Origin of the sequence: Haloarcula sp. DT43 (assembly GCF_037078405.1) — an archaeon.
Taxonomy (GTDB): Archaea; Halobacteriota; Halobacteria; order Halobacteriales; family Haloarculaceae; genus Haloarcula; species Haloarcula brevis.
The window spans coordinates 207,321-225,736 of sequence record NZ_JAYMGZ010000004.1 but is presented as its reverse complement, the minus strand read 5'-3'; the positions used below and the strand labels follow the sequence as shown (position 1 = coordinate 225,736).

At 67.9% G+C, this 18,416-nt stretch carries 19 protein-coding genes; 11 read left to right on the top strand and 8 right to left on the bottom strand.

The genetic code is table 11. The features are described 5' to 3' along the window. Positions 1 to 27 precede the first annotated feature (27 nt). Together VI123_RS15815 and VI123_RS15810 are read right to left on the bottom strand one after the other, a co-directional pair. Positions 28 to 1,284 (bottom strand): Glu/Leu/Phe/Val family dehydrogenase, encoded by a 1,257-nt coding sequence (locus VI123_RS15815; protein ID WP_336339030.1) that lies wholly within the window; start codon positions 1,282 to 1,284, stop codon positions 28 to 30. An 88-nt stretch (positions 1,285 to 1,372) separates the two neighbouring features. Further along, positions 1,373 to 2,206, bottom strand: coding sequence for an HpcH/HpaI aldolase/citrate lyase family protein (locus VI123_RS15810; protein WP_336339029.1), 834 nt, complete (start codon positions 2,204 to 2,206; stop codon positions 1,373 to 1,375). 93 nt (positions 2,207 to 2,299) lie between these two features. Between VI123_RS15810 and VI123_RS15805 the strand changes: the two genes are divergently transcribed. Next, a complete protein-coding gene (locus VI123_RS15805) occupies positions 2,300 to 2,749 on the top strand; it encodes a MaoC family dehydratase (RefSeq protein WP_336339028.1) in 450 nt (149 codons plus the stop codon). Positions 2,750 to 2,770: 21 nt separating this feature from the next. Here the strand turns inward: VI123_RS15805 and VI123_RS15800 are convergent, their stop codons facing one another. Together VI123_RS15800 and VI123_RS15795 are read right to left on the bottom strand one after the other, a co-directional pair. Continuing rightward, positions 2,771 to 3,154: a DUF5658 family protein gene (locus VI123_RS15800; RefSeq protein WP_336339027.1), complete on the bottom strand. Its 384-nt coding sequence runs from the start codon at positions 3,152 to 3,154 to the stop codon at positions 2,771 to 2,773. Positions 3,155 to 3,254: 100 nt separating this feature from the next. After that, on the bottom strand, positions 3,255 to 5,018 hold the full coding sequence (locus tag VI123_RS15795; RefSeq protein WP_336339026.1) for an acyl-CoA carboxylase subunit beta: 1,764 nt from the start codon (positions 5,016 to 5,018) through the stop codon (positions 3,255 to 3,257). Positions 5,019 to 5,124: 106 nt separating this feature from the next. Between VI123_RS15795 and VI123_RS15790 the strand changes: the two genes are divergently transcribed. Then, positions 5,125 to 7,113, top strand: coding sequence for a PKD domain-containing protein (locus VI123_RS15790; RefSeq protein ID WP_336339025.1), 1,989 nt, complete (start codon positions 5,125 to 5,127; stop codon positions 7,111 to 7,113). Between the two features lie 4 nt (positions 7,114 to 7,117). Here VI123_RS15790 and VI123_RS15785 read toward each other — a convergent pair whose 3' ends face one another. After that, a complete protein-coding gene (locus tag VI123_RS15785) occupies positions 7,118 to 7,993 on the bottom strand; it encodes a class 1 fructose-bisphosphatase (protein ID WP_336339024.1) in 876 nt (291 codons plus the stop codon). Between the two features lie 264 nt (positions 7,994 to 8,257). Between VI123_RS15785 and VI123_RS15780 the strand changes: the two genes are divergently transcribed. Then, positions 8,258 to 9,115 (top strand): 3-hydroxyacyl-CoA dehydrogenase family protein, encoded by an 858-nt coding sequence (locus tag VI123_RS15780; protein ID WP_336339023.1) that lies wholly within the window; start codon positions 8,258 to 8,260, stop codon positions 9,113 to 9,115. 91 nt (positions 9,116 to 9,206) lie between these two features. Further along, positions 9,207 to 10,355: an acyl-CoA dehydrogenase gene (locus VI123_RS15775; protein ID WP_336339022.1), complete on the top strand. Its 1,149-nt coding sequence runs from the start codon at positions 9,207 to 9,209 to the stop codon at positions 10,353 to 10,355. On the opposite strand, the gene VI123_RS15770 is transcribed toward VI123_RS15775, so the two are convergent. Further along, on the bottom strand, positions 10,352 to 10,606 hold the full coding sequence (locus tag VI123_RS15770; RefSeq protein ID WP_336339021.1) for a hypothetical protein: 255 nt from the start codon (positions 10,604 to 10,606) through the stop codon (positions 10,352 to 10,354). The genes VI123_RS15775 and VI123_RS15770 overlap by 4 nt on opposite strands. A gap of 71 nt (positions 10,607 to 10,677) precedes the next feature. Further along, positions 10,678 to 10,968, bottom strand: a complete 291-nt coding sequence (locus VI123_RS15765) for a PadR family transcriptional regulator (protein WP_336339020.1) — start codon at positions 10,966 to 10,968, stop codon at positions 10,678 to 10,680. 82 nt (positions 10,969 to 11,050) lie between these two features. Here VI123_RS15765 and VI123_RS15760 point away from each other — a divergent pair, with 82 nt between their 5' ends. The 7 genes from VI123_RS15760 (at position 11,051) to VI123_RS15730 (ending at position 17,852) form a co-directional block, all read left to right on the top strand. After that, positions 11,051 to 11,338: a DUF7111 family protein gene (locus VI123_RS15760; protein ID WP_336339019.1), complete on the top strand. Its 288-nt coding sequence runs from the start codon at positions 11,051 to 11,053 to the stop codon at positions 11,336 to 11,338. Between the two features lie 281 nt (positions 11,339 to 11,619). Continuing rightward, on the top strand, positions 11,620 to 14,286 hold the full coding sequence (locus VI123_RS15755; protein ID WP_336339018.1) for an alkaline phosphatase PhoX: 2,667 nt from the start codon (positions 11,620 to 11,622) through the stop codon (positions 14,284 to 14,286). A gap of 36 nt (positions 14,287 to 14,322) precedes the next feature. Then, positions 14,323 to 15,060 carry a cell surface protein gene (locus tag VI123_RS15750; protein WP_336339017.1) on the top strand — a complete coding sequence of 246 codons (738 nt, stop codon included), beginning with the start codon at positions 14,323 to 14,325 and terminating at the stop codon, positions 15,058 to 15,060. 14 nt (positions 15,061 to 15,074) lie between these two features. Further along, positions 15,075 to 15,497, top strand: coding sequence for a hypothetical protein (locus tag VI123_RS15745; protein ID WP_336339016.1), 423 nt, complete (start codon positions 15,075 to 15,077; stop codon positions 15,495 to 15,497). Between the two features lie 186 nt (positions 15,498 to 15,683). Then, positions 15,684 to 17,219, top strand: coding sequence for a TrkH family potassium uptake protein (locus VI123_RS15740; protein ID WP_336339015.1), 1,536 nt, complete (start codon positions 15,684 to 15,686; stop codon positions 17,217 to 17,219). A 58-nt stretch (positions 17,220 to 17,277) separates the two neighbouring features. Continuing rightward, positions 17,278 to 17,631: a hypothetical protein gene (locus VI123_RS15735; RefSeq protein WP_336339014.1), complete on the top strand. Its 354-nt coding sequence runs from the start codon at positions 17,278 to 17,280 to the stop codon at positions 17,629 to 17,631. 86 nt (positions 17,632 to 17,717) lie between these two features. Further along, complete coding sequence (locus VI123_RS15730; protein ID WP_336339013.1) at positions 17,718 to 17,852, top strand: hypothetical protein; 135 nt, start codon at positions 17,718 to 17,720, stop codon at positions 17,850 to 17,852. Positions 17,853 to 17,874: 22 nt separating this feature from the next. On the opposite strand, the gene VI123_RS15725 is transcribed toward VI123_RS15730, so the two are convergent. Beyond that, positions 17,875 to 18,312 carry a hypothetical protein gene (locus tag VI123_RS15725; protein WP_336339012.1) on the bottom strand — a complete coding sequence of 146 codons (438 nt, stop codon included), beginning with the start codon at positions 18,310 to 18,312 and terminating at the stop codon, positions 17,875 to 17,877. Positions 18,313 to 18,416 lie beyond the last annotated feature (104 nt).

Genomic DNA, 18,416 nt, shown 5'->3' with positions numbered 1-18,416 from the left:
AAAACACCCGCGGTACCGGTGCCGGCGTCAGGGCCAGATGCCGCCCTCTTCGGCGGCGGAGACGACCCGGCGGATGGCGACGACGTACATCGCCGTCCGGAAGTTCGGCGCGCCGGTGTTCTCGTAGGACTCGACCAGGTCCTCGAAGGCGTTGGTGATGATGGTCTCCAGTTCGTCGTTGACGCGCTCCTCGGACCAGTAGAACCGCTGGCGGTTCTGGACCCACTCGAAGTACGACACCGTGACGCCGCCGGCGTTGGCGAGGATGTCGGGGAACACGGCCACGTCCCGCTCCGTGAGCACGTCGTCGGCGTTGGGCGTCAGCGGGCCGTTGGCCGCCTCGACTATCATGTCCGCCTGTACGTCCGCCGCGAGGTCGCCGTCGATGGCGTTCTCCAGCGCGGCCGGCACGAGCAGGTCCACGTCCATGGTCAGCAGCTCCTCGTTGGTCAGCTCCTCCGTCGCGCCCTCGTAGCCGGTCAGCGACCCCGTCTCGCTCTTGAACGCCTTCGCGTCGCGGGGGTCGAGGCCGTCGGGGTCGTAGACGGCCCCCGAGGAGTCCGACACCGCGACGACGTTCGCGCCGAGGTCGGCGATGAGTTTCGCGGCCACGGAACCGGCGTTGCCGTAGCCCTGGACGGCGACCGTCGCGTCCTCGATGTCCTTGCCGAGGTAGTCGAAGGCCTCCCGTGCGGTGAGCATCACCGAGCGACCGGTCGCCTCGACGCGGCCCGCGCTGCCGCCGGACTCCGGGGCCTTGCCGGTGATGACCCCTGGCTCGGTCGTGTTCTCCAGCGTCTCGTAGGTGTCCTTTATCCAGTTCATCTCCCGCTGGCCGGTGTTGACGTCGGGCGCGGGGATGTCCTGGTCCTCGCCGATAATCGGCCGGAGCTCCGTCGCAAAGGACCGGGTGATGCGCTCCATCTCGTCGGCGGAGTACTGGCGCGGGTCGATTTCGATGCCGCCCTTGCCGCCGCCGTAGGGGATGTTCACCGCGGCGCACTTGTACACCATCCAGCCCGACAGCGCCTTGACCTCGTCGCGTGTGACTTGCGGGTGGTAGCGGATGCCGCCCTTGTAGGGGCCACGGTCGCCGTTGAACTGCGAGCGGTAGGCCCGGAACACCTCGACGGTCCCGTCGTCCAGCTCCACGGAGAGGTTCGTCTCCAGTACCCGCTCGGGGTGTTTCAGCCGTTCGAGCACGTCCGTCGAATACTCGAGGTAGTCCGCAGCGTCGTCGATTTGCTCCTGTAGACTCTCGAAGGGATTTACCTCAGGCGACATACGGGTACTGAGTCGGACTGCGGGCAAAAGGGTACCGCCGTCCATGGGATTCCGCCGGTTCCGGGGTGCCTACGACGGAACCGCGCCCTCAGTCGCGGTCGATGCCGGCCCGTTCGAGGACGCGTCTCGCCTGCGTGACCTGGGGCGCGTCGACCATCTCGCCGTCGACGACGAACACCCCGCCGTCGGCTGCGTCCCGAGCGTTGAGTATCCGCCTGGCCCACGCGACCCGCTCGGCGTCGGGCGTGAACGCCTCGTTGATGACCGGGACCTGGGCGGGGTGGATAGCGAGCTTGCCGTCGTAGCCCAGCTCGACGGCTGCTCGGGCGTCCGTCCGGAGGCCGTCGGGGTCGTTGAAATCCGGGTAGTGGGTGTCGACGGGCGAGACGCCGGCGGCCCGGGCCGCGAGCACGACGTGCTGGCGGGCGTGGCTCACCTCTCGTCCGTCGGCGGTCCGGGTCGCGCCGATATCGCCGGCCAGATCCTCGGCTCCGAACACGAGCGCGTCGGTCGGGTCGGCCGCCGCGATTGCTTCGGCGTGCAGGACGCCCGCCGCGGACTCCACGAGCGCCAGCACCGGACAGTCGACGCCGTGTGCCTCCAGCAGCGACGCCAGCTCCCGAACGGCCGCCGCGTCGCCTACCTTCGGGAGCATCACGCTGTCCGGGGCGGGACCGTCGAGGACGACCGCGAGGTCCTCTTTGGCTCCAGCGCCGACGGGGTTGACTCGGACGCAGAGTTCGGGGGTCGCCGGCACCACGTCGGAAAGCGCCTCGCGGACCGTCTCGCGGGCCGCCGGCCTGGCGTCCGGCACGACGGCGTCTTCGAGGTCGTACACGACTACGTCCGCGTCGAGTGCGGCGGCTTTCCGCAGTTTCCGTCCGTCGTCGCCCGGGGAGAACAGGACGCTTCGGCGGGCCATACCCCCACTACGTCCGCCCCCGTGGTAAGTGATAGGCGACGCGGGGGCCGGTGTGCCCCCACGGCTAAGAGCCGGCCACGTCTGTGTCCAGCTATGCCCGGCAAGTACTACGAGGAGTTCACAGAGGGCGAGACTATCGTCCACGGCAAGCGCCGGACGGTGAGCGAGAGCGACAATCAGCGGTTCTGCGACCTGACCATGAACCAGCAGCCGCTCCACCTCGACGCCGAGTACGCCGCCGAGACGCAGTTCGGCGAGCGCCTGGTCAACGGGCTGTACACGATGTCGCTCGCCGTCGGGCTGACCATTCCCGACACCACCGACGGGACGATAGTCGCCAACCTCGCCTACGATTCCGTCGAGCATCCGGCCCCAGTCGTCCACGGCGACACGATACGCGCGGAGACGACGGTCCTGGACAAGCGGCTGACGAGCGACGAGGAGCGCGGCGTCGTCACGATGCAGGTCGACGCCTACAACCAGGACGGCACGCTCGTCTGTGCGCTCGAACGGACGGCGCTGGTCCAGCGAGCCGAGGAGTGAACGGCCGTCCTCCCCACCCCGTTACAGGCGAAGCAGGAGCGTCGCGTTCACCACGACGGCACCCGCCCACGGGAGCGCTATCCCGAGCGGGACGACGACGCCACGGCGGTCGCTCAGCAGTCGGCGCGTCACCCCTGCCAGCCCCAGCGCGGCGACCTTCGTCAGTCCGAGGACGGCGAACCCGAACGTCTCTATCGCGGCCCGCATCACCGGGTTTCCCTCCTGCAGGCCGTGCTGGAGGCCCACGTGCGTCAGCCACACGTCGACGACGAGCGTCACGGCGACCACCAGCCACAGTTCCCGCTCGACGCCCGCGAGTTCGTCGAGCAGGGCGCTACACCACCGGTCGATGGCCCCTATCGGGACCGTCCGGTCTGTCGTGAACACGGCACCCTCCGCAACCACGCCCCCACGTGGTCTGTCCGCTACTTGTCACGTATCCGTATTAAATACACGGCGTCTACTTCTGAAACAGGGCGGGTAGAGAGCGTCTACTGCGGCGGCCTCAGAGAATCGTGCCGTGTTTCTTGTCGGGGCGGTCCTTCTCGACGTCCTCGTAGAGGTCGAACCGGGCGGCCAGTTCCGGACGCAGGTCGCTCGGCGGGACGATTTCGTCGACGACGACCTCGCTCGCCATCCGGTGGACGTCGATGTCCTCGCGGTACTCCTCCCGGAGTTCCTGCTCGCGCCGGGCGCGTTCCTCGGGGTCGTCTATGGCGTCGAGTTTGTTGGCGTACACAGCGTTTATCGCCGCTTCCGGCCCCATGATAGCGATTTCGCTGCCCGGGAGCGCGAGGGTCGCTTCGGGGTCGTAGGCGGGCCCTGACATGGCGTAGATGCCCGCGCCGTAGGCCTTGCGGACGACGACACATTGCTTCGGGACGGTGGCCTGCGAAGTGGCGTAAATCATCCGTTTCCCGGCCTCCAGAATCCCCTCCTTTTCGACCGACGAGCCGGCCATGAACCCCGGCGTGTCACAGAGGTACAGCAGGGGGATGTCGTAGGCGTCACAGGTCCAGACGAAGCCGGCGGCCTTGCGGGCCGAGTCGGGGAAGATGGCACCGGCCCGCTGGCTCGGCTGGTTGGCGACGATGCCGACCGGGCGGCCGTCGACCCGGGCGAACCCGGTCAGAATCTCGGGACCGTACTGGGCCTGAAGTTCAAAGAAGGAGTCGGCGTCGACGACCCGCTCGATGACCTGGTGCATGTCGTAGCCCTTGTTCGGCTCCGCCGGGATGACCGAGTCCAGTCCTGCGGGGTCGGCCGCCGGAGCGGTTCCGTCGGTCCGCGGCGGCTTCTCATCGGCGCTGTCGGGCAGGTACGTGATGAGTTGGGCGACCAGTTCCCGGGCGTGTTCCTCGTCGTCGGCGACGAGGTCGGCGCTACCGGAGTGGCGGGCGTGCAGGTCCGGCCCGCCCAGCGTTTCGAGGTCGATGTCCTCGCCGGTGACCATCTCGACCATCCGGGGCGACGCGATGGCGAGCGCGCTCATCCCCCGGACCATGACGGTAAAGTCCGCGAACACTGGCGTGTAGGCCGCGCCGGCGATACACGGGCCGTAGAGCACGCAAATCTGTGGCACCGCGCCCGACAGCAGCGAGTGGTTGTAGTAGAACTTCCCGATGCCCTCGCGGTTGGCGAAAAAGCCCCGCTGCTGGTCGATGCGGCCGCCCGAGGAGTCGACCAGGTACAGCAGCGGCTGCCCGCTCTTCAGCGCACGCTGTTGCAGCCGGAGGAACTTCTCGACGCCGTGGCGGGCAATCGACCCCGCCTTGACGGTGAAGTCGTTGGCGGCGACGTGGACCTGGCGGCCCTCGAAGGTCCCCGCGCCGGTGACGAGGCCGTCGGCCGGCAGGCGGTCGCCTTCGCCGTCGGCGTCGGGGCTGTCGGGGTGCCACGAGTCGAAGTTGGCGAACCGCCCGTCCTCGAAGTCCAGGCCGCCGTCGCCGAACCACAGGTCCAGGCGGTCGCGGACGAACAGTTTCCCCTGCTCGGCGAGCCGGTCCCGGTACTTCTGCGGGCCGCCGCGCTCGATGTCCTCGATTTCCTCTCGGAGCCGCCGCTCGCGGTCCGTCGGGGCGGCGTCCGTTCCGGCGTCGTCACCGGTCGCGTCCGAGTCCTGGCCGTCGGCGGTCACTTCGCGGACCAGCGTCGGGGTCTCCTCGTCGCCGACGTACACTTCCACGGTTCGACCGGTGTGTTCGGCGACGGCGGCCGCGATGGCCGACGCCTCGTCGCGCGTGGCCCCGTCCGCGATATGGACTCTCATACCAGCCCCAACGGTCCCGGGGGTCACAGTAGTTGCCCCCGTGCCATTATCACCTCTCGTAATGGTGGCGTACGATTGATAGTGGGTGCCGGAGTAGCCACACGTCATGAGGACCACCGGCGGCTCCCGGGAGACGGCTGGGTCGGCTGGGAGACAGCGCCGGTGGCTCCCGCTGCTCGTTTTGCTCGTTACGGTCTCGCTGGTCGCGCCGATGGCCCCTGCGGTGGCCGCGGCCGAAGACACGGAGCCTCCGGAGTGGGGGAACGCGACGCGGGGCGACGACACGACCATCGAACTCACTCTGTACGACGACACCTCGATAAACACGAACACGATTCAGGCCGACGACTTCCGCCTGACCGCGGGCCGGGTCGAGAACGTCTCTGTCAGCTCCGCCAGCGCGCCGGACAGCAACAAGAGCGGGGCGCGCGTCTCGCTCCTCCTCGCCGACAGGATAGACCAGAACAACGTGACGGTCGGCCTCAGTGCCACCGGCAACATCACCGACGGCGCGGGCAACGAACTCCCGGACGAGTCGGTCACCGTGACCGGGATGGACAGCGTCACCCCGAAGTATCGGGATTTCAACGTCACCCGGGTCAACAGCTCGACCGCCGAAATCGTCGTCGAGACACACGAGCGGCTGCGCCAGCTCCGCATCTCCGTCGGCGGGCCGTCGCTCGACTCGCTCAACATCTCCGGGTTCACGGAACGCACCGGCAACAGCGCCACCTACACCCGGGAGTACACGTTCACGGAGGAGGGAGAGTACTCGCTGCTCCTGATGTCGGTGACCGACAGGAACGGGAACAACAACTCCTTCAGCCGACAGCGGACGTTCCTCTACGACGGGTCCGCCCCGAACGTCACCGTCGCCGGGCCGGGGAACGCGACCGTCGGCGAGCAGGTGACGTTCTCCGCGGCGGGGACCACCGACGACCAGGGCGTCGAGTCTATCCGATGGCAGGTGGGTGGGGATACGATTCTCACCGGCGAGAACATCACCGTAGCTTTCGCCTCGCCCGGCAGTCACGAGGTCACGGCGACGGCCACGGACCCGTTCGGGAACACGGGGCGGGAGACCAGAATCGTGTCCGTGGGCGGGCCGGGAGCCGGCGGGAACGTGACCGTGCGACGGGTGAACGCGACGACGGCGAACGCGTCGGTCAACGGGACCGGCCGGCCACAGCGCATCCAGCCCGACTCGGGCGCGCTCGTCAGCGGTCAGAACGGGACGCTACTGCGGCTTTCGGCGGCGTTCCCGCGTAACGAGTCCGCCGAACTCACTGTTCGGGCCCGCCGGCCCCCGTCGTCGTTTTCGGCCGCGACCGGCCACACCGCCGTCGGTCGATTCGACGTCGACCACGGCTCGGTTCCGGCCACGGACGCGACGTTCACGTTCACCGTCGACCGGGCCACGCTGGCGGCGGCCGACGTAGAGCCCGGAGCCGTGGCCCTGTTCCGGGACGACGGCGAGTGGACGCCGCTTTCGACCGACGTAGTCGGGCGGAGTGAATCGCGGGTCGTCTACCGGGCCGACTCGCCGGGCCTCTCGACGTTCGTCGTGGGAATCGAGCAGCCGACGCCAGCGGAGACGGAGACGCCGACCGAGACAGCGACGCCCGAACCGACGACGGCGACGGAACCCGCCGGGGAGCCGGACATCGTGGTCACGAACGCGACTGCCGAGCCGCCGGCGCTCGGCCCGGGCGACCGGACCGTCGTCACCGTCGAACTGGAGAACAGGGGCACCGCGAGCGGCGACCACCGGGTGGTCGTCTCGCTCAACAGGTCGGTGCTGGCGACGCGGACGGTCACGGTCCCGGCCGGCGAGACGCGAACGACGGAGTTCGCGCGCTCGGTACCGGCGAACGCAACCGGGGACCTGACCGTCGACAGGCGACGCGTCGGGAACGTGACGGCCGCCGGCAGCGGCGGCGGTTTCTCGCTGCCGGCGCTGCCGTCCGTCGGGATACCGAACCCGCTCTCCCTGTGGCCCGACGGCATCGTCGGGACCGTCCTGGGCGGGCTGTTGGGCGTCGCTATCGGGCTGTACAGCGTTCTGAAGGCGCTCGCGATATACCTCGGCTACTGAGCCGTCAGTCGATGGACGCTTCGAGGCGGTCGACGAGGTCGTCGTTCCCGAGGTACAGCGGCGTCCGCTCGTGGAGCGCGTCGGGGTCGACCTCGAGCAGCGACCGGTTCCCGTCGGAGGACCGGCCGCCGGCGGATTCGACGATGTAGGCCATCGGGTGGCCCTCGAACTGGACCCGGAGCTTCCCCTCGGGGCGTGACTCCAGTTCGGGGTACGAAAAGACGCCGCCGTAGGTGAGCACCTGATTGATGTCGGCGACCATCGCCCCGCCGTAGCGGAGCTTCAGTTCGTGGCGTATCTCCTCGGCGTAGGATTCGAACTCCTCGGTCCAGGAGTCGACGCCGCCGCCGAACCCGAACACGGTGGGGTCGTCGGGGACCGTCACGTCGTCGTCGACGACCCGCTTGTCGCCGTCTTCGACGATGTACTCGTGGACGCGGCCCTTCCGGGCGACGACCATCGAGGTTATCGGGCCGTAGACGACGAAGCCGGCGGCGAGAAGGTTGGTGCCGACCGTCGGCGGCCGCTCGCTGTAGACGCCGAAAATCGTCCCCATCCCGCTGTTGGGTTCGAGGTTGCTCGACCCGTCCAGGGGGTCCATCGCGACGTGGAGGCGGCCGTCCGTCGCTTTCACGTCCGCCCGCTCCTCGCTGGCGTACGTGGCGACCCCGTCGATGTCCAGCAGCCGCCGCTCGAACAGTTCGTCGGCGCGCAGGTCGGCCGCGAGCTGGTCGTCGCCGGTGGGGTTGACGGAGTTACTCTGGCCACGGTGGTCGGCGATTGCGCGACGGACGTCCGGTGTCGTCGCGGCGATGCCGTCGACGACGTCGGTGACTGTCTGCTCGGCTTCGCTGGTCGAGGTATCGAGTGACTTGCTCATTTGTCAGGTGTAGGGGCAGTGACTGGCCGGCGGTGACCAGTCGCGTTTGTCTCCGAGCCTGCTGCCCGCAGGGTCTCTCATCACCAGTCCGTTCTCCGGCACAGCATAAGTATCTTTTTGCTGACATTTACTACATTTCGAGTGAATGTTCGACGGGCGGGCGTCGTTTGCCGCTAAGTGTGTGGGACTCTCCCGGAGGGACCCGCTCGTCGGAGCGACCACTCCCGTCGGCAGACTTACACGACGGCCGGGCGAAGCGGACCTATGCACCTCGAAGCAGTCGACACCGTCGGCGTCGTCGGGGCCGGGACGATGGGTAACGGCATCGCCCAGGTCGCGGCGACGGCCGGCTACGACGTCGTCATGCGGGACGTGTCTGAAGAGTTGGTCGCCGCCGGGTTCGAGGACATCCGGGCGAGTTTCGAGCGTCTCGTCGCGCGCGGGACCGTGAAGGAACAGGAGGCCGAGGCGGCGACGGCCCGCATCACCGGCACCACCGAGATGACGGCCCTCGACGACGCCGACCTCGTCGTCGAGGCGGTGACCGAGGACATGGATGTCAAGCAGTCGGTGTTCGGGGAACTCGATGCCGTCTGCGGGTCGGACGCGGTGCTGGCGAGCAACACGAGCACGCTCTCGATTACGACCATCGCCAGCGCCACCGACCGGCCCGAGCAGGTCATGGGGTTGCATTTCATGAACCCGGTGCCGGTGATGAAAGGCGTCGAACTCGTCGTCGGCGAGCACACCAGCGACGAGACGGTGGCGCTGGGTCGGGAGTTCGCCCGCGACATCGGCAAGGAGACCTGGGAGGCCGACGACAAGCCCGGCTTCGTCGTGAACCGCGTACTGATGCCCTGGATAAACGAGGGCATCCGGGCCTACGACGAGGGCGTCGCCGACAAGGCCGACATCGACCGCGGGCTGACGCTCGGCACGAACGTCCCGATGGGGCCGCTCGAACTGGCCGACCACATCGGCCTCGACGTGGTGCTCGACGCCTCCGAGACGCTGTACGAGGAACTGGGCGACCGCTACAAGCCCGCGTACCTGCTCAAGCGGAAGGTCGCGGCCGGCGACCTCGGGAAAAAGTCGGGCCGCGGCTTCTACGACTACGAGTGAGTCGGCGACGACGGGAGGGTTCGAGTACGAGACCGAGCAACGGGTCGGGCGTTGGCCAACAGTAAAGACCCGACCCGCGCTAGACCCTGCCATGGACTTCAGCCCCACACAGGAACAGCGCCAGATACAGGAGATGGTCGCGGAGTTCGTCGACGAGGAGGTCAAGCCGCGGGCGGCGGACATCGACGACACCGACGAGTTCCCGTGGGACCTCGTCGACGAGATGGCCGAACTGGGTCTGATGGGCATGCCGATTCCGGAAGCGTACGGCGGGGCCGAACTGGACTACCACAGCTACGCGATGGCGCTCGAAGAGATTTCGCGGGGCAGCGGCGGCCTCGGGACAATCGTGGCCGCGCACATCTCGCTGGCCTGCAACATGATATACGAGTTCGGCGACGAGGCACAGATGGAGACGTACCTCACGCCGCTGGCAGAGGGGGCGGAAATCGGCGCGTTCGCCCTCTCGGAAGCCGGCGCCGGCAGCGACGTGCCGGCGATGGACACCACCGCCGAACCGGTCGACGGCGGCGACGCCTATCTGGTCAACGGCGGCAAGCTCTGGATTTCCAACGGCTCGGTCGCCGACACCGTGGTCCTGTTCGCAAAGACCGACCCCGAGGCCGGCAACAAAGGCATCTCGTCGTTCGTCGTCCGCCCCGAGGAGGACGACGGCTTCATCGTCGAGGGCACCGAGCACAAGCTCGGGGACAAGGGCTGTCCGACCGCCGAACTCCGCTTCGACGACATGCGCCTCCCCGCGGACCGCCGGCTCGGCGAGGAGGGTCGCGGGTTCGTCCACGCGCTCAAGACGCTCAACGGCGGCCGCATCACCATCGCGGCCCGCGGCGTCGGCATCGCACAGGCGGCACTGGACGAGGCGCTGAAATACGCCCAGGACCGCGAGCAGTTCGACCGGCCAATCAGCGACTTTCAGGCCATCCAGCACAAGCTCGCCGACATGGACACGAAGACCCAGGCCGCCCGCCTGCTGATGCACCAGGCGGCCGACAAAAAGATGGCCGGCGAGTCCTTCGTCAAGGAGGCCGCCCAGGCCAAACTGTACGCCTCCGAGGTGTCACGGGAGGTGGCGAACGAGGGCATCCAGATTCACGGCGGCTACGGCTACACGAAGGACTTCCCAGTCGAGCGGTTCTACCGCGACGCCAAACTCAACGAGATTTACGAGGGGACCAGCGAGGTGCTCCGGAACACCATCGCGGACCAGCTGCTCGACTAGGGGAGCGACAGGAGTCCCTCGACGACGACGGCGCGCGTGAAGTAGAACGACTTGCCGTCCGCGCGGTAGCGGTTCGCGCTGACGGTGCCGAGCGCCAGGAGCACCACCGCGCCGACGGTACCGGCGAGCACGCCGACGGCGAACGGCGGCTGGACAGTCGTGCGTGCGAACACGTACGCCGCGACGCTCGCAAGCGCCGCGAACGGGAGGGCGTCCAGCCCAGCCAGGAGGAGTGACCGAGACAGGGACATGGCTGTACACTGCGGAAGGCTCGTAAAAAAGAATACCCCTCCGCCGGAGGACCCGGTTTGGGGCCGTGCCGTCAGTCGTCGTCGCCGAGCGCCGCCCGCATCCACTCGTACTGCTCCCGGAGCCGCCGCTGGCCGGCGTCGGTCAGCGAGTACTTGTCGGCGATGCCGTCCTCGCGGTGGTCGACGAACCCGGCCGACTCCAGCGCGTCGAGCGCGCCGTAGAAGCTCTTGGGCTCGATTCGCGTGTCGTAGCGGCTTTCGAGCCGCGTCTTCAGCCGTTGGCCGGAGAGTTCCCCGTCCGCCGCGGCGGCCAGCAGGACGCACATGTCGCGCCGGCGGCCGCTCTGGAGCCACTTCGCCATGGGTGTCCCTGGCGGCGCGCCCGCTTCGCGTTTGCGGTTTCGGACCGCCAGGTTCGCATACCCCCACCCCCTAGGACCGGCGATGACCGACTCCGAACTCCCCGTCGAGGCGTCGGCCGACGGCATCACGGCCACGTATCGTGAGACGGACGAGGAACGGCTGTTGACCTTCGAGAGCGACGGCGGGAGCGCCGCGGTCGCCCAGAACATCGAGGGGTACGCGATGCTGAAGGTCCGGCCGACCGCCGACGGCGACGAACTGGAGCGGTACTACGGCTTCGACATGGCGCTCGACCACGCGGCGGAGTTGCTGGGTGTGTCTCCGAACGCGCTGCCGATTCCCGACCCGGCCGCCGACATGGGGATGTAGCCGCCGGGCCACGACGCCTCCCCGCCCGGTTTCTGTCCCGGCTGTCGGGGCATCCCGCTGCGGTGGCGACCGTTCCCCGACTGGTACGTAGCTGAGGACGAACCGGCTCGTGAGGGAACGTCGTCGACGCCATACAGTACGTACCCCGCAAAAATAGCCGTATTTGTGATATGTCCGATGGGTTAGACGTACGGGTGGAACAGAGGCCACTGGAGCACTCCTGGACATATCATACGAATATTATAAAACTGCTTTAACAACCACTGCTACCCCTCACCCGCATGGTCGATTTCACTCGACGGCAGGTGCTTTCACAGTCGGTGGCTGCTGCGCTTGGGGCCAGCGTCATCGGCGTGGCAAGCGGGGAAGAGGTTGAGGAATCGGACACACCGGGCGCACCGAGCGTCGCCGGGAGTCTCAAACGCTTCTCGACGACGGCGTTCGGCGCGGAGGTGACCGGGCCGTTCGTCTTCCAGGACGGGTCGCTGCTGTACAGCCTCCAGCACCCGGAGGGAGCGAATCCCGAACCGTTCGGACGGGCCGCGGTGGGCTATTTCAGTGGCTTCCAGTTCGAGTTCGACGGGAGCAACAACGACTTCCCGGAGGTGGGGATTCCGGACACGGAAGAGAAACAGCGACAGGTCCGGTCCGCGGCCGGCGACTACGAAATCCTCGTCCAGGGGCGCGAGCCAATCAACGGCGGCGAGGAGCGACTCGGCGTGGTCCAGACGCCCGACGGAACGGACATCACCCAGGAGAACTTCGCGGGCACCCAGTACGGCGGCGCGGCGACGAACCCCGACTGCAACCAGTTCGTCCCGACCAACGACGAGGGGACCGAGGGCTACCTGTTCACCAACTGGGAGAACAGCCCCGGCTGCGTCTCGCGGGTCCCACTTAGCCAGGACGAGAACGGCGAGTGGCGCGCGGACACCGAGAACGCGATGAACCTGACGAACACCGAGTCGCTCCGCGAACACGGCGGGACGCGCATCAACTGCTACGGCGACCTCAGCCCGTGGGGGACGATGATTTCCGCCGAGGAGAACTACGCACACCCCCGCGTCAGCCTGACGGCGACGGTGAGCGACATCGTCGAGGCGGGGTCCGGCGAGGGCCTCATCGGCGGCTGTCAGTTCTGGAACCGGCCGAACCCCAGCGAGATTTCGGGCGCAATCGAGTCCTACGCCGAGAGCGGCGACCTCGACGCGAACTTCGGTCCGCAGGGGTACTGGGCGCTGACCGGCGTCGAGTTCCTCGCGTACTACCTCGGTGCGGAGCGCGACGACCAGGGCGACGGCGAGAACCTGGCGACGACGCTGCTCGACGACGTGTACCCGAACCCGTACCGGTACGGATACTTCGTCGACTTCCGTGAGCCGACCGCCGACGAACCCGAGGCGGTCAAGTACTACGTGATGGGGCGGGCGTCGTGGGAGGCACCCGACATCGAAGGCGACCAGCGGACCCTCTACGGCTGCTCTGACGGCGACAGCAAGGGCATCTACAAGTTCGTCGCCGACGAGCCGATTCCGGAGTACGACGACCCGATGGACGTCACCGGGACGCTGTACGCGCCGAAGATTACGAACGACGCGGCCAACGCCGCCGAAGCCGGCGAGCGAAACTCCCCCGCACAGACCCCGCTCGAAATCGAGTGGATAGAACTCGGCCACGCCACCAACGGCGAGGTCGAGTCCTGGGTCGCCGAGTACGACGACGTGACCCAGGCCGACTACCTCAGCGCCCACGCCGACTGGGCGGAGGGCGACGAGGTGACTACCGAGGTCATCAAGCAGGCCGACCTCTCCGTCATCGAGAACGGGAACCAGAACTACATCACGAACGAGGACATCCTCGCGTGGGCCGAGCAGTACGAGGCCAACGGCCCCGACGGCGTCGACGAGGAACTCCGGCGCGTCCCGTTCCTGGAGACCCGCGCGGCCGCCAAGGAAATCGGCGCGTCCATCGAGTTCAACAAGGCCGAGGGCGTCGACAGCGTCGACGACTCCCAGCCCGGCGACTTCGTCTACTTCGGCATCTCCGAGTTCAACGACGCGCTCGCCGACGACGAGGGCGACGTCCAACTCGACCGCGTCGACGGCGGCGTCGTCTATCGCGGCGTGCTCGAATCGGACTACAACGTCTCGACGCTCGAACCGGTCATCACCGGGCCGGACTTCACCGACTCGCCCGAGGACGCCGACGACGCGCTCCGGAACATCGACAACGTCTACACGATGCGGGACGGCCGCGTGCTCTGCTGTGAGGACGGCTTCGGCGGCCCCGCCCGCTCGTACCCGAACGACGGCCTCTACGTCTACCAGCCGAACGTCGTCGTCAGCGCCGGGTCCGCGGCGGTCGGCGGCGGCACCACCGGGAGCGTCCCGGTGACCGCCTCCTCGCTCCCCGCCGGCTTCTCCGGCGCGCGGCTGACCCTCTCCCTCTCGAACCCCGACATCGCGTCGATAACCGGCGTCTCCTTCCCCGACGCGCTGGGGCTCACCGAGAGCGCCATCAGCGACGACGGTTCCTCGGCCACCATCCGCGTGGCCGACGTGAACACGAACGTCCAGTCGGGCGCGATGGACGTGGAACTGGCGACGCTGGACGTCCGCGCCGACAGCGGCGGCACGACCGACCTGACCGTCTCCGTCGAGCAGATGGACGACGAGAACGGGAACGCCATCAAGGCCGAGACGCGGAACGGCCTCGTCGTCGGTGGCCCGCAGACGGTCGTCGGCGACGCCGCCCCGACCGACCCCGACGGTGACGGTCACTTCGAGGACCTCAACGGCAACGGCCGCCTCGACTACGAGGACGTGCAGGTCCTGTTCTCGAACATGGACTCCGACAGCGTCCGCCTGAACACCGGCGCGTACGACTTCAACGAGAACGGACAGATAGACTTCGCCGACGTGACCGCTCTCTACGAAGAGGTCAACTGACGGCCGCGGTTCCCCGTCTTTCGATACAGCGACCCAATGACAGACGACACCCACCGTTCGATACGCGGCCGGACCGCTCGCCTCCCCCTGGCGCTCGTCGCGCTCGTCCTCCTCGCGGGGACGCTCCCCGCGCTCGCCGCAGGGCAGAGCGACCCGGCCATCAGCATCGAGGCCGGCTCCGTCGCCGCCGGCGAGACCACGGCCGTCCCGGTCGTCCTCACGAGCGCCCCCGACGGTCTGGCCGGCTACCAGCTCGAACTCGCGGTCTCCGACCCCGGGGTCGCCCGGTTCGGGAACGCCAGCTACCCCGACCGCTTCGGGCTCACGACCGACCCCGTCGTGAGTTCGGACGGCGGGACGATTACGCTGGAGGCGGCCGACCTCGACGGGCAGATAGAGCCCGGGGCCACTGACGTGACGCTGGCGACGGTCGAACTGACCGGCGTCGCCGGCGGCGAGACGCAGGTGACCGTCGCGTCGAGCCAGGTCGACGCCGACGGCGGCGCGGCCGTCGAGCCCGCCACGACGGCGACGACGGTCGCGGTGACTGGGGACGCGACGGCAGAGCGGGTCGCCGCGTCGGAAACGACCCCGCAGGCCGTCGAATCCACCGCCGGGACGGCGAGGACCGCGAGCGACGCGGGTGGCGCTGCCGGCGGTGCCACGGCCGCTCGGTCGACCACCGGGGCCGACGGCTCGCTTCCGCCGGCGCTGGTCCTCGTCGCAATCGCCGGCGCGGCGGCGCTGGCAGCCGGAACCGCTCGACGTCCGTAGACCGACAGCCATCCATGCCACACACAGACACAGCAGACGCACCGACGGACAGTTCGACCTACCGCGAGTACATCCTCGGCGTGCGCGTCGTCGAGCGGACGACCGCCGACGGCGACGTGTGCTACCGCTTCGAGGCCCCCGACCACGAGGGCATCGCGTTCGAGGACCCCGAGACGGCCACGTTGTACGCCGACGTGTACTTCGACGTGAACGGCTTTCAGGAGGCCGGCACGGGCGAGCGCGGCGTGCCGCCGACAGTCATCCAGGCCGGCCGCGACACCCTCGTCGCGTACCTCCTCACGCAGGACGGTATCGACGCCTACTGGGCCGCGTCGTTCTACGGCGTGAAACCGGAGAAAATCGAGCGCTACGTCTCCCGCGTCCGCAAGCGGTCCGAAAGCGTCCGCGAGGGAGCGAAAGAGCAGGGTCACGCCTGACCACCGCGCGTCCGGGGCGGCCGAGCGTGTGGTCCCGCTAGGACACACGGGAGCAGTTCGTCACTGACGCGGCGAGCGGCTATCGCCGCGTTGTCCCCGAGAATTCCCGTCAGAACCAGCGCTGGCGGAACGTGGGGCTTTTTCGTATCGGGGGATTGAGCGTCAGTTAATGGTCGGTGATCAGTGATGTCGGTTCGCGTCGACTGGCGACAGAGCATCGGCTTGACCGGCACCGTCATCAAGTATCTCGCCGCGACGATGCTGGTCCCGCTGGGAATCGGGCTGCTCTACGGGGACGACGTCGTCGTCTTCCTGATTTCTATCGCGATTGCTGTCACCGTCGGCGTGGCGCTGGAGCGGGTCAGCGACAGCCACGAACTCGGGCCACGCGAGGCCCTGCTGTTCGTCGCCCTCTCGTGGGGGGCCGTCGCCGTCATCGGCGCGATACCCTACGTCATCGCCGGCTACGGGACCGAGTCGGCGCTGGGCCAGCCCGTGAACGCGCTGTTCGAGTCGATGTCCGGCTTCACGACGACCGGTGCGACCGTCACCGGCGAGATATCGTTCGACCGCCACTCCCACGCGCTGTTGATGTGGCGACAGCTCACCCAGTGGCTCGGCGGCATGGGTATCATCGTCCTGATGGTCGCCATTCTCCCGGAAGCCGCGGTCAACGGCGCGCAGCTAATCGAGTCGGAAGCGCCCGGTCCCGAACTCCAGAAGCTCACCCCGAAGATAGCCGAGACCGCGCGGCTGCTCTGGCTGTTCTATCTGGGCTTTACCGTCCTGCTCGTCCTCATTTTGCTCGGGCTCCACTACACCGGGTTCGCGCCGAACATGAACGCCTACAACGCGGTCGCACACGGGTTCACGACGCTGCCGACGGGCGGGTTCTCGCCGCAGGCCGAGAGCATCGGCGCGTTCTCACCGGCCGTCCAGTGGGCCGTCATTCCGTTCATGCTCGTCGCCGGGATGAACTTCGCGCTGTTTTACCTCCTGTTACAGGACGACTACGCCGCCTTCCTCCAGGACCGCGAACTCCAGACGTACCTCGGGGCCAACGCCGGCGTGGCCGTCATCCTCTGGGGGCTGCTCTTTACCGGGTCCGCGCCGCCGCTGGAACTCGGCGGGGTCACGCAGGGGGCGCTGGAGAACTCGCTCCGGCAGGCGACGTTCCAGGTCGCGTCGCTGCTGAACTCGACCGGGTACGCGACGAGCAACTTCATCGAGTGGGGCGACACCGCGAAGGGAGTCCTGCTGTTCGCCATGTTCATCGGCGGCTCCGCGGGGTCGACCGGCGGCGGCGTCAAAATCGTTCGGTGGCTCGTCGTGCTCAAGGGCATCCGACGACAGCTGTTCACGACCGCCCACCCCAGCGCAGTCAAGCCGGTCCGGCTCGGCGGCCAGGTCATCGAAGAGGACGTCATCAACGCCATCTACGGGTTCACGCTGCTGTACCTGCTCACGCTCGGGGTCACCACGGTGGTGCTCCTCCTCGATGCGGGCCGGGTCGGGCTCGAACTGACCGTCCTCGAGGCACTCAGTGCGAGTCTGGCGACGCTCGGAAACATCGGCCCCGGGTTCGGGTTTCTGGGGCCGTTCGGGAGCTACCTCACGTTCCCGGACACCAGCAAACTGCTGATGGTGTTCCTAATGTGGCTCGGCCGGCTGGAGATTATCCCGGTGTTCGTGATATTCACCGGCGCGTTCTGGAACGAGTGAGTGCCGTCCCCGGCTAGCTGGCAGTTCAGTTATGTGCGTCCGCGGCGGAGATGTTGGTATGCCCAGTCCCGCAGATGAACCGATACCGCCGGAGGGGATTCCGGCGGCACTGGCGGCGGAACTGTCCGACCGGACCCCCGAGGAACTCCGCAACACAATCATCTACGCACAGGAGTTACTGCAGTTCCACGACGAGACGGCGTCGCCGGTCATACCGGGGCCCAACGAGGAGATACTCCGGTCGACCGAACGCGACGGCTACACCGAGGTAGTGAAGCGGACGACCTGCGCCGACGGCTGCGACGACTGTCCGCACGGGCCGTATCTCTATCACCTCAAAGAGGAGTCCCGGCCCGAGGGCGGGACGAAGGTCCGCTGGACGTTCCTCGGCGAGGTGTCCTTGGCGGAGTGACACGGACCGCGGCGCACGGAGTCACTGTCGCCGACCTGTGGCGGTCGGCCCCGAAACACTATGCCTCCCCCGCCGTATTCCCCGGTATGGCTCGCCTCACCGAGCGGTTCGACCACCCGGCGTGGCTGACAGCCGCCGGGACGCTCGCCGGCTACGGCCTCATCCTCCTGTTCGTGTTCCTGCTGCTGTTCGTCCTGCCGTACCTCCTGTTCCCGGCCTGAGTCGACCCCGTACCGCCCACGTTCACTCGGCTCTCGAATCGATGAGAAACCCGAGCGAGATGAGGCCACAGACCATCGCCAGGAACCCGACGATAGCGAGGCCAAACGGCGGGTCGTCGCCGGGATACGCTACGAGTGCGCCGAAAGACCCGACACTGACGGCACAGAGTCCGACCGTCAGCACTAGGTCCGCATACGTGTTCCAGGCGTCTTCGACAGCGGGTTCGAGACGAGCGAGCCACCACTCGGGCGTGTCCTCCTGAGACGACGACCCGCGGCCCAGAAGCTGGCGAACTGCGGGCCGTCCGCCCGCGACGGCGAGTGCGGCAGTAGCGAGCGCCGCAATCCCCGCCAGTGCCGACACCGGGGCCACACGGACCTGCAACAACAGGAACAGGGTAACGTAGCCAAGGACCCCGATGCCTGCCGTGAGTCCGCGGAGTGTCTTCCCGATGCTCATTCCTCGTTGCTGTTTCTTTCGAACTGAGCGAGATAGCGGTACCGTCTTACTGCGACGCAGTCGCTTCGGTCGCTGTGGCCACCGTGACCGATACAGGGGTATCG

What these genes read in the sequence shown, in the direction of transcription:
- VI123_RS15750 (WP_336339017.1), top strand. Translation starts at nt 14,323, where the DNA reads ATGACAGACGACACCCACCGTTCGATACGCGGCCGGACCGCTCGCCTC.
- VI123_RS15805 (WP_336339028.1), top strand. Translation starts at nt 2,300, where the DNA reads ATGCCCGGCAAGTACTACGAGGAGTTCACAGAGGGCGAGACTATCGTC.
- VI123_RS15740 (WP_336339015.1), top strand. Translation starts at nt 15,684, where the DNA reads ATGTCGGTTCGCGTCGACTGGCGACAGAGCATCGGCTTGACCGGCACC.
- VI123_RS15810 (WP_336339029.1), bottom strand. Translation starts at nt 2,206, where the DNA reads ATGGCCCGCCGAAGCGTCCTGTTCTCCCCGGGCGACGACGGACGGAAA.
- VI123_RS15775 (WP_336339022.1), top strand. Translation starts at nt 9,207, where the DNA reads ATGGACTTCAGCCCCACACAGGAACAGCGCCAGATACAGGAGATGGTC.
- VI123_RS15745 (WP_336339016.1), top strand. Translation starts at nt 15,075, where the DNA reads ATGCCACACACAGACACAGCAGACGCACCGACGGACAGTTCGACCTAC.
- VI123_RS15815 (WP_336339030.1), bottom strand. Translation starts at nt 1,284, where the DNA reads ATGTCGCCTGAGGTAAATCCCTTCGAGAGTCTACAGGAGCAAATCGAC.
- VI123_RS15780 (WP_336339023.1), top strand. Translation starts at nt 8,258, where the DNA reads ATGCACCTCGAAGCAGTCGACACCGTCGGCGTCGTCGGGGCCGGGACG.
- VI123_RS15770 (WP_336339021.1), bottom strand. Translation starts at nt 10,606, where the DNA reads ATGTCCCTGTCTCGGTCACTCCTCCTGGCTGGGCTGGACGCCCTCCCG.
- VI123_RS15755 (WP_336339018.1), top strand. Translation starts at nt 11,620, where the DNA reads ATGGTCGATTTCACTCGACGGCAGGTGCTTTCACAGTCGGTGGCTGCT.
- VI123_RS15730 (WP_336339013.1), top strand. Translation starts at nt 17,718, where the DNA reads ATGGCTCGCCTCACCGAGCGGTTCGACCACCCGGCGTGGCTGACAGCC.
- VI123_RS15785 (WP_336339024.1), bottom strand. Translation starts at nt 7,993, where the DNA reads ATGAGCAAGTCACTCGATACCTCGACCAGCGAAGCCGAGCAGACAGTC.
- VI123_RS15790 (WP_336339025.1), top strand. Translation starts at nt 5,125, where the DNA reads ATGAGGACCACCGGCGGCTCCCGGGAGACGGCTGGGTCGGCTGGGAGA.
- VI123_RS15760 (WP_336339019.1), top strand. Translation starts at nt 11,051, where the DNA reads ATGACCGACTCCGAACTCCCCGTCGAGGCGTCGGCCGACGGCATCACG.
- VI123_RS15725 (WP_336339012.1), bottom strand. Translation starts at nt 18,312, where the DNA reads ATGAGCATCGGGAAGACACTCCGCGGACTCACGGCAGGCATCGGGGTC.
- VI123_RS15765 (WP_336339020.1), bottom strand. Translation starts at nt 10,968, where the DNA reads ATGGCGAAGTGGCTCCAGAGCGGCCGCCGGCGCGACATGTGCGTCCTG.
- VI123_RS15795 (WP_336339026.1), bottom strand. Translation starts at nt 5,018, where the DNA reads ATGAGAGTCCATATCGCGGACGGGGCCACGCGCGACGAGGCGTCGGCC.
- VI123_RS15735 (WP_336339014.1), top strand. Translation starts at nt 17,278, where the DNA reads ATGCCCAGTCCCGCAGATGAACCGATACCGCCGGAGGGGATTCCGGCG.